This window comes from Saccharococcus thermophilus (genome assembly GCF_011761475.1).
GTDB lineage: Bacteria > Bacillota > Bacilli > Bacillales > Anoxybacillaceae > Saccharococcus > Saccharococcus thermophilus.
This window is the reverse complement of sequence record NZ_JAASRS010000001.1, coordinates 479,948-493,995: the sequence shown is the minus strand read 5'-3', so window position 1 is coordinate 493,995 and position 14,048 is coordinate 479,948. Positions and strand designations below refer to the sequence as shown.

Sequence of the window (14,048 nt, the reverse complement as noted above, 5' to 3'; positions counted from 1 at the left end):
CTGACTGATGAACCTATTTCATCCAGCTAACATGTTTCTAGGATTGAGTAGAAATCACAGAAAATGGTGAAGACCCTAAAAAAGTAACCCATCCTCTTGAAACAGCAATTCCACCAAGCATCACTTTAGAATGATCAAACAATGGATTTAATATTCCAATTCCGATGATTAAAGGCTCAATAAGCAATATCATTTTTAGAATTGGCGCAATTGGTATCTCTGCAAAGGCAAAAATTAGTATAGGATAAAAAATAAAAGGCAAAAGACCGCTTATTTCATATCTTCCAAATGACACAACCACAGTCAAATAAACGACTGTGATCAACAGCTTTATTAGTGGATGAATTCTGTGTATAAAGGTCTCTTTCCGCGCCAGGTCATCCAGAAGCCTTATATTAGATATTGAATTTATCATGTTCGCCATTTAAATCAATTCCTCTTAAAAACTAAAGGTAGTTTTTTACATCGTCATAAAAATAATTAAACAATTAAATGGTAATTTTTCTCTTTTTCCTTTTAACCACAATGATGATCCAACCCGTAAATACGGCCAGTGCAAGGGTCAATGCTCCTCCTACTATACCCGAAACACTTGTTCCGACACTAACAGCAGGCCACGCATTTTCAGCTTGTGCAGCTGTTTTTTCTTTATTTTCACCTTTATTTGTCTTAAAGTTATAATCAGGTAATAACTCACATTTCGCACCCTAACAAGGTCAAAACAAAGGATTTTTTATTTAGTTTTTCAGAATAACTTTTTGACCAACACAACGAGCGATGGCAATCCTTTTTTTACCATCGCTGGTCGTTCCGTATCACGTTACACGTAGATGCTCTCATCCATGCCCAATCCCTGCAGAATCCTTCGCTGATCAGGGGTAAGGGAGCGATCCAGTGAGCGTTGGATGCGCCCATCCGGCAGCTTGAACAGGACGACGTTCACATATTGAAACAGCTGAAAAATCGCCTGTCCCGTCGGCCGGGTCAGCTTGCGGCCTCCAGGACCCTTCAACGGGTGTTCTGGAGTAATAAACTGACGCACTCGGCGCTGAAAAACGCGGTAAATAGCCAAGGCCAACAGAAACAAATAGCCTAATACTGCGACCCGTTCTGGTTTTTTGACGTAAATCTCATCCGTGAAAAACGGATCTTTCAAAAAAGCGAAGTTCATTTCCACCGAGATCTGCCCTTTATACAGCTTCAAGATCTCTTGGGCATCCATGGGTTGGCCCTTCCATTCCTTCGGAACGGTCGTGACAAGGACAAACCGGGACGCTTTCCGTCTCGCCTGTTCCCACGCGTCTTGGTCGAATTCGACGTCAAGGTGCAAGAAATACAGCGTCTCCACCTCGGGTTCCGCCCCTTTTTTCGGCCGTCCGCGCCGTTTTTTCAGGCGTACGATCTCTTCGACCGCGGCCTCAACCCGATGAAACCGGGGGCGAAGGGACGCCTTGAGGGACGCCAAGGCTTGTTCGGCATCTTCCCGGCAGGAGAAGGGGTGACGCTCCCAACGGGCTTGTTCCTCGCGAAGAAGCTCCGCTTCTTTGGTTCGTTCTTTTTCAAGCGTCTTTCCTTTTCGCTGGTCGAGCGCGCTCGATTCAACAACGATCAGCCGAACGGGGTGGCCTTCATACGTCGAGGCCGTTTCCCATACCCGGTACGTGGCGCCGTTTCTCTCCGCCAACGTAAAGGGATCGCTCCACGTCGTGTCCTCAGCATCCGCTTCGGCCAGCGCGGTTTTCACGATCCGGAGCGACGAAGGGCCTCTGGTGATCAAAAAGGCGTTGGCCGCTTTGGTTTGCGCCAGGGTCTCTTTCGTCATCGCGGCGGAATCGGCCACGTAAATCCATTCGTCTTCGATTTTGGCCTGCTTCAGCTGTTCATGGACACGAGACAGCACCTCGGGATTCCATGTTTTATCGGGCAGGTTGCCATCGTGCACATCGCCGTAAAACGGGATGCCGTCCTCGTTGCCGACCAGTCCGAAACCGATCTGTTTTTGCCAACGATGATGGCGGTTGTAGCCATGTGTGATTTGTAAGGCCTCTAACGAGGCCGATTCATACGCGCCGTAAACGGTCTTGTCCGTCGTATCGGCGTGGAAGGCTCGGAGGGAAAGGCCTTCTTTTCGATAAATATGAATCAAGCAAGTGCTGATGACGTTGTGAATGCCAGCCTCATACAGGCGATCGAGATGACGGGCCAACGCATCGTCGTTCAACCAGGAAGGATGGAGATCGGGACGGATGAGTTTCTCACAATCGACCTCCTGAGCCCAATGTTCCAAGTGAACAAGGGCTTGCCGGCCGTCAAACACATTGTAGAGGATGGCCTGAACGGCATCGCTGACTCGCGTTTGGCACTGCGGATCGACGGGCACGAGATGGTCAATCAATTGAGGCAGACCCAGTTTCTTGAATAGGGCACTTATTATATTCAAATAAGAATTGCGATAGACCTTTTTGACTTGAACGTTCATAAGTGAAAAACTCCTTTACGTTCCTTGTGTGTCAAGGATTCATTCGACATCGGAACGAAAAAATCCTCCCGATTTTCGTCGAGAGGGTGCGAAATGTGAGTAATAATGCTGTTTTGCTTTGAATTTCAGAGAGTATTTTATGAATGCCATCAGGAGCTTTCAGTTCTGTCGTACCTGCTATTTTTTCGATAGACCATTCCAGGCCGTCAGGATTTGCGGAAGCAAACCAAGAAAACAAACCGCCAACCACAACTACTGCGATGGAAAGGCCTGTCAATACTTTCTTCATGGATATATTGCCAAGGGCTTCCCCATTCACTGCCTTTTCCAAAATTTCAGGTCTGGCTCTCCATACGAAAGTAACAATTGCTGCGGTTACCAGCCCTTCAACTATCCCAATTGCAAGATGTATCGGCAGCATCAGCAGTACGAATTTTCCAAAAGGCAATTCGGTCTTTCCTGATAAAAGAGTCTCAAGGACAACGCTAAAAGCACCCAATTGGAGAGCAACCAGCGCTGAAGCCATTGAACCTGCAAAAATCCTTTTGGAAGTAACCCCTTTACGTATAAACCATTTATATATTAAAGGGTATGCTATAAAACAGGTATAAAAACCAAGATTAAATACGTTGCAGCCATAAGCAAGCAATCCGCCGTCACCAAAGAACAATGCTTGTATCAACAAAATTGAAGCCATCGTCAAAAATCCAGCATAAGGGCCCAATAATATTGCAAGCAACATTCCTCCCCCGAGGTGTCCGCTTGAACCAGTACCCGGTATTGAAAAATTAATCATTTGTGTTGCAAAAACAAATGCCCCCATAACCCCCATTAAAGGAATTTTCTTTTCATCCATCTCATTCTGGAGTTTTTTGATTGAATAAGCTGCAACTCCAGTAGTGGCTGCCAGCATAGTTCCACCAACAGCTGGTGAAATCAAGGCATCAGCCATGTGCATAATATTCACTCCTCGCATAGTATTTTTTGAATCCGCTTTCAAGGTAATTCCAGTTAGATTTTTGTTCTTTGATAACTTCATAGGATTCGTTCAGATAGTGGAGGCTAGCCCCACTATCTGAAAAATCTCATCTTTAGGGGCGTACTTTTCGTGATGTCTCTAGATAATGGTCTTACGATCATTTGGGGAAATCCTTATCTCTCCTGTAGCTTTGACTACTATTAAAGTAAAGTATGTTTCCCCATCTCTTGTTTGAACTTCTAACCCGCAGACTGTTCCCTCTGGCAACCCTTGCTGAAAGTGGCAGCTTCCAGGTAGCTCATGGAAGTGATCGATCAACAAGCGCGCTGGGGGCATAAATTTTACTAGATTTCTTTAGTATTGCCCTTTTTAGAACTTTTGAGGATTAGAATTTCCAATTCCTTTGATTTTGGTATTTGACATATTACCGCAGGACTTTACAAAAAATTAAAATAACCCTATTGTTGGAGAAACCATGGTTTCTATTCCAAGTCGAGCGTATCACTGCTTATCAAGAATGGTCAAGTGAACGTTATGTTACAGGATTTTCGTCGGTTAGCAACTTTCAACTTCGCAGGACGCGATGTGCCTTTGTTCAGTCATAATAATCCCTTGCTATCCAACCCTTCCCCACCCCGCATTCTACCATTCATATTAAAGTCATTTACGAATCGCTCATTTTTTCGATTTTTGCTTCGATTTTTTCTGCCAAAACTTTATTTTTGTTCAAATAATCTTTTGGCATAAAAAAAGGGAAAAGGCTTGTGGGAAAACGATTCCTCCTTTTCCCCTAAACCCTTTCCCCTGCCCTTTTGCACCACTTTATTTTGGCAAGAGTTTATTTACGCTCTACGTCTTTAACGCTAATCGCGCCACACTTTCCACATGCGCCGTATGCGGAAACATATCGACCGGCTGGATGTAGTCGACATGATAACGCTCTGCAAGCATATCGATATCGCGCGCGAGGCTGGACGGGTTGCAGGAGACGTACACGACCGTTTTCGGCTGGACGCGGAGAATTGTTTGCAGCAGCTCGTTGTCACATCCCGTGCGTGGCGGGTCGACAACGATGACGTCCGGCTTCCAGCCTTCCTTCACCCATTTTGGAAGCAGCGTTTCCGCTTTGCCAACGACGTACATCGTATTGGCAAACCCATGTTTTTTCGCGTTTTTCTTGGCATCTTCAATCGCTTCTGGAATGACGTCCATGCCGCGCACTTCTCGGGCGTCTTTGGCGAGCCAAAGCCCGATCGTGCCGACGCCGCAATAAGCATCGACGACTTTTTCCGTTCCTGTTAAAGCGGCGGCGCGCTTCACTTCATCGTACAATTTGACCGTTTGAATCGGGTTTAACTGGAAAAACGCCCGCGCCGACAGTTCAAACGATAAATCCCCTAACACTTCTTGAATGTATTCTTCTCCTTCTAAAAGCAGCGATTCTTCCCCAAAAATAAGCGATGTTTTTTCTCCGTTAATATTTTGCACGATCGACTTTACTTCAGGGAGACGGCGCTTGATTTCAGCGATGAGCAGCTCTTTGCGCGGAATTTCTTTTTTTGTGGTAATAAGCACGAGCTGGACGTCTCCTGTATGAAAGCCGACTCTTGCGACAATTGTACGGACAAGCCCTGTTTGTGTCCGTTCATTGTAAATCGGAATCCGCAAATCTTGTAAAATCATTTTCACGATGTTGGTAACGCGGTTTGTGGCCGGGTGTTGGATGACGCATTCGGGAATATCGATTAATCGATGAGAGTTCAATCCATACAAACCGGCGATGACCTCCCCTTTTTGGATACCGACTTGAAACTGGCTTTTATTGCGGTAATGCCACGGGTCATCCATCCCGATCGTCGGGCGAATCGACAGCGTTTCCACCGGCAGCCGGCAATGCCGCTCGAGCGCCTGAATGACGATATCACGCTTTTCGCGAAGCTGCGCTTCGTAATCAAGATGTTGCAACTGGCAGCCGCCGCATTGCTCGTAAACAGGGCATCTTGGTGTGACGCGGTACGGGGAGCGCTTGCGAATTTTTTTGATTTTCGCTTCCGCGTATTTCGGATGAATATTCGTCGCCTCTACAACGACTTCCTCCCCAGGAAGCGCTCCGGGGACAAACACCACTTGCTTTTTAAAATAGCCGACTCCTTCCCCGTTAATGCCAAGCCGTTTGATCGTGAGCGGAAACTGTTGCCCTTTCTTGATGGTGATTGTCTGCTTCGTCATTGTTTGCCACTCCTCTATTCGATGCTTCTCCATAAATATAAGGACGCATAGCTTAAATACGGCTCCCAGCGCTTGCTTAGCTCTTCCATTTGTTTTATCGACGGCTTTTGTGAAAGGCCGAGCAGCCGCTGGATCGCCCGCTGCAAACCGATATCTGCTTTTGGAAACACGTTCGGTTTCCCAAGCCCGAACAGAAGAAAATTTTGCACCGTCCATGGCCCGATGCCGCGAATCGATAACAATGCTTCCATCACTTCCGCCTCGCTTTTGTGCGCAAGTTCCTCTAATGAAAGCTTCCCTTCGGCAATAAGCCGTGATGTATCAATGATATATTCCGCTTTTCGTCCGCTTAACTGCAACTGTTTCAGTTCATCATAGGAAAGAGCGGCAATGTCTTCCGGACGCGGATAAAACCAGACGCCATCGATTTGCGTTCCGAACGTTTTCACAAACCGCTCTGTCAGGCGATAAGCAACTGTAGATGAGCAAATTCACTAACATAAATTTACATCCATACAAAAAAGGAGACATGAACCCGATTCCTTGATTAGAATAGATGTGTCACCAAACCATTCTCAAGGAGGTTCATGTCTCATGAATAGACTACCACATCACCAAGGAATCGACAAGTTTTTCGCAATGTTGGGGCTGGCCCTTTATTTCTCTAAGCCGGTCATGAAGCATCTCATTCATATTATCGATGCGCTGACAACGAAAGGATTTGCGGGAACCTTGACCGATCTGCATCACGAGAGCTTTCATCCCAACCATCGAACGACACTGAGCCATTTTTTCACGAAAAGCCCTTGGGATGAAGAAATCTTGCTTCGCAAACTCCAGCAGTGGATGCTTCGTCATGTGGAACGAACGGCCAAGCGAGAGAATCACCCCATTTTTGTTTCGATCGATGATACGATCTGCCGAAAAACGAAGCCTTCGTCACAGGCGAAACACGCTATTGAAGGGTGTAATTGGCATTATTCTCACGCGGACAAAAAGTCGATTTGGGGACACTCTCTCGTCTGGCTCATGGTTCATACGATGACGCAAGCCTTTCCCTTTGCGTTTCGCCTCTACGACAAGGCGGATGGGAAAAGCAAGGGTCAATGGGCCATCGAGATGCTTTCTTCTTTGGATGTGCACGGTTCTGTTTATGTGCTGATGGATTCTTGGTACCCATCGAAAACACTCGTGGAAGCCTGCCTGAAAAAAGGATTCCACGTCATTGCGATGCTCAAGACGAATCGGGTTCTCTATCCAAAAGGCATTGCGATCCAAGCCAAGCAGTTTGCACGCTACATCGAACCGGAAGACACCCATCTCGTCACGGTGGGAGAAGAGCGTTATCGCGTGTATCGCTACGAGGGAGCGCTGAAAGGTCTCGATGATGCCGTTGTGTTGTTGGCTTGGAAAGCCGATCAGCCGATGACACCTGAACATCTTCACTGCGTCTTGAGCACCGACCGGGAGCTAAGCGATGAAGAGATCTTGCGCTACTATGCCCAGCGTTGGTCGATCGAATGCTTTTTTCGACAAGCGAAAGACCAGCTGAAGCTCGATGGGTACCGCGTTCGTCAACGTCGGGCGGTGAAACGGTATTGGATCTTGGTGCAACTCGCTTATGTGTACAGTATGGTCGAATCCAACAGCGATTTCTCTACCGGGCTTGACTTCCTTCGAAAGAAGAAAGGACATAGCCTCGTGGAGTTTATTTACGATGCAGCCAAACAAGATATTCCCATTGATGTCGTTAAAAAACAGCTTCATGTGGCATAAGGGGTACTCCGTTTGTCTCTTTTTACATGGTAATTATTGTAATGAAAATTGCTCAACTACAGTAAGCAACTTTCAAATGCAATTGCTGGTGAATGAGACATTTCATTAAACAAAAATAAAGGTCAAAATCTAAAATAAGCGGCATTCCTTGATATTCAGCAAAAAGCGGTTGTAATTCGGTCCGCTGAAAATGTTCATGAATCGGAGCAAGCGGCGTATTCCATTGAAATAGATGGGAAATCCGCTCCATAATTTCATTTTTTCGTTCTGGATATGGCGCCGTGACAAGAAAACTCGGCTTATCCTTTGTCCCAATGCTTTCGACCGTAACAGCGGCCGGGATCTGTTGAACATAAAACGGAACAATGACTTTCTGTTGCGCTATATCCACCGATGTAAGAGGATCGAGCGCAAGCCGCTCCAGCGCGTGGGAAAAATCATACGGAGGGGCGACCTCAACTCGCTGTTGCCACATAACTATCACCTTTTTGCCATCGTTAATACCCACATTATAACGAAAAATACCCCTTTGAACAAAACTTTCAAGGGGTAAAAAGCCATGGATGCAAATTCATTTTTTCGACCATCAGATCATCAAGGCTTTTAAACGTGTAGCCTTGCTTGCGCAAATCGTCAATCACTTTCGCCAAGGCGTCGGCGTTATCTTTCGAGACAGTATGAAGCAATAAAATCGCGCCTGGATGAATTTGTTTCATAATGTTATCGTATGCGTACTTCCACCCTTTTTGATTGTTCGTCTGCCAATCAACAAACGCAAGCGACCAAAACACATGGTAATAACCAAGCTTGCGGGCGACCGCCATCGTCCGTTCGCTGAAAATCCCTCTTGGTGGGCGAAGATACATCATTCCTTTTTGCCCCGTCAGCTCTTCCGTTTTTTTACGGACAGATTCCAATTCCTCTCGCAGCTTTTCATTGCTCACTTGCGTCAAATCAGGATGATGCCATGAGTGATTGCCGACAATATGCCCTTCTTTTGCCATTCGTTTTACTAAATCAGGAGCCGTATTTAAATAGTGCCCCGTAACAAAAAACGTCGCCGGCACTTTTTTTTCTTTTAAGACATCTAAAATTTTCGCTGTATAGCCGTTTTCATAGCCGTTATCAAACGTTAAATAAATTTCTTTTTTGTTTGGATTTCCTAAATAAAATGCGTCATATTTGGCAAGCAGTTGATCCAGCTCTTTTCCCGCGGAAGGAGGCTCGTGGTTCTCGCTTCGCTTAAACCCCCAATGAATCGCTTTATTGCTTACGGCTTCAGCGGGAGCAGGAACAAACGATAAGATGACGACACATATAAACAGCCATATTGTCCATTTTTTCATCCGTCTTTCCTCCTTGTCGTGCTGCTAACCATTAGTTTTTTCCACCATTGCCGCTTTAACCGCGCCATTTTTTGCATAAAAAATCACCGCCAGCATCTAGCTGACGGTGATATGCTTTTCTTATTTAAAAACTGGCTCTTTAAATTGCGCGAGTTTTTCTAATGACGATTTTTCTACATCTTCATGCAGGCTGTTGCCGTGAGAGTCCATCGTGACGACGGCGGTAAAGTTTTCGACGCGCAAGTGCCACATTGCTTCTGGAATGCCGAATTCCAATAAATCGACTCCTTCTACCGACTTAATACAGTCCGCATAATATTGCGCCGCGCCGCCGATCGCGTTCAAATAGACGCCGCCGTGTTCTTTTAGGGCTTGCAGCGTTTTCGCGCCCATTCCCCCTTTGCCGATGACCGCGCGGACACCGAATTTTTTCATAATGTCGCCTTGATAAGGCTCCTCGCGAATGCTTGTTGTCGGACCTGCCGCTTTAACTTGCCAATTGCCGTTCTCATCTTTCAGCATCACCGGACCGCAGTGGTAAATAATTTGTCCGTTCAGATCGACAGGCGCATCATGATCCATTAAATATTTATGAATCGCGTCGCGGCCGGTATAAATAACGCCGTTAATGCGCACGACATCGCCGACTTTCAGCTGGCGGATTTGCTCTTCTGTAATCGGCGGCTCGAGTACAATTTCGCGCACTTCGCCAAGCTCCGCTGTCGCGGCTGTTTCCGCTTTTTCCAGCTCTTTTTCAAAGTCGACGTCTTCGCCTTCCTGATACAGCCATTCGATAATCTCGCCGGTCGCTGGATCAATTTTTACGCCAAGGCGGCGGAACGCCCAGCAGTTATAGGCGACAGACACGAAGAAGCTGGCCGGAATGCGGTGCATCACGCCGATTTTACAGCCTAACAGCGTCGATTCGCCGCCAAATCCCATTGTGCCGATACCAAGCTTATTGGCGTTTTCCATAATATATTCTTCTAAACGGCGCAAATCTTCATTCGGATTGATATCGTCGACGGAACGGAAAAGCTGGTCTTTCGCCAGTTCATAACCGGAAGCGCGGTCGCCGCCGATGCCGACACCGATAAACCCAGCGCTGCATCCTTGTCCTTGTGCTTGGTATACCGCGTGCAAAATACATTTGCGGATGCCGTCTAAATCGCGGCCGGCGCGGCCAAGACCTTCTAGCTCGCAAGGCAGGCTGTACTGAATGTTTTTGTTTTCACAGCCGCCGCCTTTTAAAATAAGACGGACATCAATGTAATCGTTTTCCCATTGTTCAAATTTAATAACCGGTATGCCAACGCCAAGGTTGTCGCCGCTGTTTTTGCCGGTTAGCGAATCAACGGAGTTCGGACGGAGCTTGCCGTCTTTTGTCGCCTGCACTACCGCGGCATAAATTGCTTCCTTCATTTTAATTTGGTTGACGCCGACCGGCACTTTAATTTTAAATGTCGGCAGCCCGGTATCTTGACAGATTGGCGACACATTTTCTTCCGCCATTTTGATGTTGCCGGCAATCGTCGTCAGCGCCATCGCCGCGCGCGTTCCCGCATTTTCCCGCGCTTTTGCCCGAGCGATCGCTCGACGCACGTCCTTTGGCAGTTTCGTGGACGTTTCCACGATAAGTTGATACATGCTCTGTTGGAACTGTTCCATGTTCAACGCCCCTTCCCCTTTTGGTCGTCCTATGTAGTTGGCTATCACTACAATCTTTATTTATTATACTCCTTTTCACTCTCTTGTGTAAAAACAAAAAGTTGTTACCATATTATTTATTCGTAAAATTCCACTTATTTTTAATACTTTTATTTCCTGTTCCTTTCTAGCGGAATTTTACATATTCCCGTACAATGATAAATAAGTTAATTTTAAGGAAAAACGAGATTTGTTATTTCTTAAAATGAATGACGGGACGCAACTTCGATGAAGGAAGAGGAGAAGGCTATGAATTCACTTACACTTCAACCGATTACCCCATCCTTTGATCCGTGGGAAGCGTATTTGGATGTCGAACAATACGGAGAACTTCAGTTGACAAATGTGGAATTCACCACAACTACATTATGCAATATGCGCTGTGAACATTGCGCTGTCGGCTACACACTGACAACGAAAGATCCGAAGGCACTCCCGCTTGACTTGCTTATCAAGCGGCTCGAGGAAATCCCGCATTTGCGTTCGTTGAGCATCACCGGCGGCGAGCCAATGCTATCGTTGAAATCGGTAAACGACTACGTCGTTCCCCTGTTAAAATACGCCCGCGAGCGCGGGGTGCGGACACAGCTCAACTCTAATTTGACGCTTGATTTAGAGCGCTATGAAAAAATTATTCCTTATTTGGACGTCTTGCATATCTCCCATAACTGGGGAACGATCGAAGATTTTATCGAGGGCGGGTTTGCGATGATGGAGCGCAAGCCAAGCATCGCCCAACGCGAAAAGTATTTTCAACACATGCTCGATAACGCAAAAGCATTGGCGAGGGTGGGAGTAATGGTTTCCGCAGAAACCATGCTAAACAAACGGACCGTCCCTCATTTAGAAGCGATTCATCGGCAAGTGGTTGAGGAAATGCAGTGCAAGCGCCATGAAATCCACCCGATGTACCCGAGCGATTTCGCTAGCGCGCTCGAGGCGTTAAGTTTAGATGAATTGCGTCAGGCGATCCATCACCTTTTGGATATTCGCAATGAAAATGTATGGATGCTGTTTGGAACACTGCCGTTTTATCCTTGCAGCAGCAACGAAGAGGACTTAGCATTATTACAACGGCTTTACGCAAGCAAAAACGTCACGGTCCGCAACGATCCGGACGGACGGTCGCGCCTAAATGTCAACATTTTTACCGGCGATATCATCGTCACCGATTTCGGCGACGAGCCGGCACTTGGCAACATCAAGCATCATACGCTGCTTGAAGCATACGAAAAATGGCGGAAATCTTCGCTTGCTAAACAGCTGCTCTGCCATTGCCCAGCCGCTCAATGCCTAGGACCAAACGTGCTCGTCAAAAACGCTTATTATAAAGATGTCGATTTTACAAAACGGAAAGCGCGGATCAAAAAATAAAACGTCAAGGGTCTCCCCTTGACGTTTTATCTTGGCTGCTCGCTGACAATGTATGAAAAATAAAGGCGGTCTTGAACAGGAATCCATGCGCCAACACCACGCGTCGTTACGTTTTTCACGACAATTTTCTTTTTATTGCCTTTTAGCACGATATACACTTCGCCGTACGTTACTTTTCCTTTTTCATTGACCGCTGGCGCATATGCATATAAATAGCCGATCTTTTTCGCCGGCACTTGATATGGTTTATCTTTTTTCGTTCCAATCCCTACTACCGTACTAAACGCTAACGGTAAATTCGTCTTTTCCATCGCCTTATTTAGCATCATTTTTTGCACCGCTTCTTCGTTTGGAATTTGCGCCGTCAGCCCGCCGCGTACATGTTTTTGTGTTTCCTGTTTATAGTACAGTCTTTGTGAAGCATTCCCGCCGCGGTTATCGAGAAAATTCGTATTGACTTTTTGATATTCCCAATTCGTTGACGTTTCGAATGACTGATAATTGAGCGGCCATTGGCCTAAATAAATCGTCGCCCGGTACCCGATCGCAAATGGCGTGCTCGAAACAGAAGATTCGTTAAGAAGATGAATCAATTCTGGGTTTTCAATTTTTACGTTAGCTGAACGAAGGAGCTCCTTTGTGAACTTGCTTGGCTCTAGGTGCGGCAAATCTTGCGCTGGATTTGGGTACGTATTTTCTTTTGTAATATCCACCACCGTGCTTGGCTGCATCGGTTTCGAAACGGCATCAGCGGTAAAAGCGGCTGCATATATGATCAATACGCTAATAAAAAGGGAGAGACTCCATTTTTTCATCCTATTAACTCCTTTCCATTACTATCTTCACTGTTATTTTCTTCCCAAAAAATAAGTTTATCCGCATAGAAAAATTTATTATTTTTGTTCAGAATATTTATAAATTTATAATAAAATGGTATACTAATATTGCGCTAATTTGTTCATGACATTCTGCATATGTTTTTCCTCCTGCTATGTATGTTTTGTCAAATGGAAAAGGCTCTGCAACCAAGCAGAGCCTCTTTTTTATCTCCCACTAAAGCAAATAAAATCCAATTCCCATAATCGTATAAGCGGCAATCAATGTTGCCCCTTCAAACCAGTTCGTATCCCCGTCGTTAGAGAGGATAATCATGAGCAACACCGATGTCACCATGGCAATCAATTCCGGAAGCGAAAAAACAAGCGGCATCTTCTCCGGAAAAAGCAGGGAAACCAACACAAGCACCGGCGCCACAAACATCGCGATTTGCAAAGTGGAACCGACCGCGATTTCGACCGCAACGTTCATTTTGTTTTTATATGCCATAATAACAGCAGAAGCATGTTCCGCCGCATTGCCGACGATGGCGACAACAATAATCCCGATAAACAATTCGCTCCAGCCGAACGATTTTGCCACCGTTTCAAACGTATGAACAAGCCTTTCCGATATGTAGGCCACCGCAACTGTGGCCAACGCTAAAATCAAAATCGATTTTCCTTTCGTCCATTCCGGTTCCTCATGTTCCTCTACGGTATCCGATTTTTGCTGATAGACGCCGCGATGCGTGACAAGCTTAAAGTATAAGGCAGCTAAGTACAAAATCACCATAATGATCGAAATGCCGACGCTAAGCGCCAGCTTGTTTTGATGGGACATGTTCATCGTAAACACTTCAGGAATGACAAACGCTACCAAAATGGCAAACGTAAGCAGTCCCGCGTTATGGCGGGCATCATATATGTTAAATTCCTGCCGTTTGTACTTCAAACCACCAATAAAAAAGGACAACCCTGCGACTAACAGTAAATTGCCGAGCACCGAACCGGTGAGGGAAGCAAGCACTACTTCCACGAGCCCCGCTTTTAACGCGAAAATGGAAATGATGAGCTCCACCGCGTTGCCAAACGTCGCATTCAACAGGCCGCCTATGCGCGGGCCGGCCACAATCGCCAAACTTTCCGTAGCGCGACCCATATAGCTGGCAAGCGCAATAATCGTCAAGCAATAGACCGCAAACATCATCACCTCCGGCCAATGGAGGAAACTCCCCGCGACAGATAATGGAATGCCAACCCATGCCATCAGCGCAAATACTTTATTCATTTTCCACTTCTCCACCTTTCTCCTCTGACGTTTGTCCAATAAATTATGAAAC

11 protein-coding genes and 2 pseudogenes are annotated in these 14,048 nt (G+C 46.2%); 2 read left to right on the top strand and 11 right to left on the bottom strand.

Translation table 11 applies throughout. The features are described 5' to 3' along the window. Positions 1–37: 37 nt before the first annotated feature. The 6 genes and pseudogenes from BDD39_RS02670 to BDD39_RS02645 form a co-directional block, all read right to left on the bottom strand. Positions 38–424, bottom strand: coding sequence for an energy-coupling factor transporter transmembrane protein EcfT (locus tag BDD39_RS02670; protein WP_243845974.1), 387 nt, complete (start codon positions 422–424; stop codon positions 38–40). A 64-nt stretch (positions 425–488) separates the two neighbouring features. Continuing rightward, positions 489–686: pseudogene (locus tag BDD39_RS02665) on the bottom strand (PDGLE domain-containing protein); the annotation flags it as partial. A gap of 134 nt (positions 687–820) precedes the next feature. Next, positions 821–2,479, bottom strand: coding sequence for an IS1634 family transposase (locus tag BDD39_RS02660; protein ID WP_015863777.1), 1,659 nt, complete (start codon positions 2,477–2,479; stop codon positions 821–823). A gap of 31 nt (positions 2,480–2,510) precedes the next feature. Continuing rightward, entirely contained in the window at positions 2,511–3,437 is a 927-nt protein-coding gene (locus BDD39_RS02655) for an energy-coupling factor ABC transporter permease (RefSeq protein ID WP_166907888.1), read from the bottom strand. An 870-nt stretch (positions 3,438–4,307) separates the two neighbouring features. Next, positions 4,308–5,687 carry a 23S rRNA (uracil(1939)-C(5))-methyltransferase RlmD gene (gene rlmD, locus BDD39_RS02650; protein ID WP_166907886.1) on the bottom strand — a complete coding sequence of 460 codons (1,380 nt, stop codon included), beginning with the start codon at positions 5,685–5,687 and terminating at the stop codon, positions 4,308–4,310. A 14-nt stretch (positions 5,688–5,701) separates the two neighbouring features. Then, a pseudogene (locus BDD39_RS02645) lies at positions 5,702–6,163 on the bottom strand (DNA-3-methyladenine glycosylase family protein); the annotation flags it as partial. 118 nt (positions 6,164–6,281) lie between these two features. Between BDD39_RS02645 and BDD39_RS02640 the strand changes: the two are divergent. Next, entirely contained in the window at positions 6,282–7,463 is a 1,182-nt protein-coding gene (locus BDD39_RS02640; RefSeq protein ID WP_081189990.1) for an IS701 family transposase, read from the top strand. 52 nt (positions 7,464–7,515) lie between these two features. Here the strand turns inward: BDD39_RS02640 and BDD39_RS02635 are convergent, their stop codons facing one another. From BDD39_RS02635 to BDD39_RS02625, 3 genes are all read right to left on the bottom strand, one after another. Then, positions 7,516–7,938 (bottom strand): hypothetical protein, encoded by a 423-nt coding sequence (locus BDD39_RS02635; RefSeq protein WP_243845973.1) that lies wholly within the window; start codon positions 7,936–7,938, stop codon positions 7,516–7,518. A gap of 67 nt (positions 7,939–8,005) precedes the next feature. After that, on the bottom strand, positions 8,006–8,809 hold the full coding sequence (pdaA, locus tag BDD39_RS02630) for a delta-lactam-biosynthetic de-N-acetylase (RefSeq protein WP_166907884.1): 804 nt from the start codon (positions 8,807–8,809) through the stop codon (positions 8,006–8,008). A gap of 120 nt (positions 8,810–8,929) precedes the next feature. Next, positions 8,930–10,477, bottom strand: coding sequence for a fumarate hydratase (locus tag BDD39_RS02625; protein ID WP_166907882.1), 1,548 nt, complete (start codon positions 10,475–10,477; stop codon positions 8,930–8,932). 288 nt (positions 10,478–10,765) lie between these two features. Here BDD39_RS02625 and yfkAB point away from each other — a divergent pair, with 288 nt between their 5' ends. Beyond that, positions 10,766–11,890, top strand: coding sequence for a radical SAM/CxCxxxxC motif protein YfkAB (yfkAB, locus tag BDD39_RS02620; RefSeq protein ID WP_166907880.1), 1,125 nt, complete (start codon positions 10,766–10,768; stop codon positions 11,888–11,890). A 26-nt stretch (positions 11,891–11,916) separates the two neighbouring features. On the opposite strand, the gene BDD39_RS02615 is transcribed toward yfkAB, so the two are convergent. Beyond that, positions 11,917–12,705 (bottom strand): YfkD famly protein, encoded by a 789-nt coding sequence (locus BDD39_RS02615; protein ID WP_166907878.1) that lies wholly within the window; start codon positions 12,703–12,705, stop codon positions 11,917–11,919. 238 nt (positions 12,706–12,943) lie between these two features. After that, positions 12,944–13,996, bottom strand: coding sequence for a calcium/proton exchanger (gene cax, locus BDD39_RS02610; protein WP_166907876.1), 1,053 nt, complete (start codon positions 13,994–13,996; stop codon positions 12,944–12,946). Between the last annotated feature and the right edge of the window lie 52 nt (positions 13,997–14,048).

Bases quoted from the DNA above. Each gene is read 5' to 3' on its own strand.
- BDD39_RS02670 (WP_243845974.1), bottom strand. From the start codon at position 424: ATGGCGAACATGATAAATTCAATATCTAATATAAGGCTTCTGGATGAC.
- BDD39_RS02660 (WP_015863777.1), bottom strand. From the start codon at position 2,479: ATGAACGTTCAAGTCAAAAAGGTCTATCGCAATTCTTATTTGAATATA.
- BDD39_RS02655 (WP_166907888.1), bottom strand. From the start codon at position 3,437: ATGCACATGGCTGATGCCTTGATTTCACCAGCTGTTGGTGGAACTATG.
- rlmD (WP_166907886.1), bottom strand. From the start codon at position 5,687: ATGACGAAGCAGACAATCACCATCAAGAAAGGGCAACAGTTTCCGCTC.
- BDD39_RS02640 (WP_081189990.1), top strand. From the start codon at position 6,282: ATGAATAGACTACCACATCACCAAGGAATCGACAAGTTTTTCGCAATG.
- BDD39_RS02635 (WP_243845973.1), bottom strand. From the start codon at position 7,938: ATGTGGCAACAGCGAGTTGAGGTCGCCCCTCCGTATGATTTTTCCCAC.
- pdaA (WP_166907884.1), bottom strand. From the start codon at position 8,809: ATGAAAAAATGGACAATATGGCTGTTTATATGTGTCGTCATCTTATCG.
- BDD39_RS02625 (WP_166907882.1), bottom strand. From the start codon at position 10,477: ATGGAACAGTTCCAACAGAGCATGTATCAACTTATCGTGGAAACGTCC.
- yfkAB (WP_166907880.1), top strand. From the start codon at position 10,766: ATGAATTCACTTACACTTCAACCGATTACCCCATCCTTTGATCCGTGG.
- BDD39_RS02615 (WP_166907878.1), bottom strand. From the start codon at position 12,705: ATGAAAAAATGGAGTCTCTCCCTTTTTATTAGCGTATTGATCATATAT.
- cax (WP_166907876.1), bottom strand. From the start codon at position 13,996: ATGAATAAAGTATTTGCGCTGATGGCATGGGTTGGCATTCCATTATCT.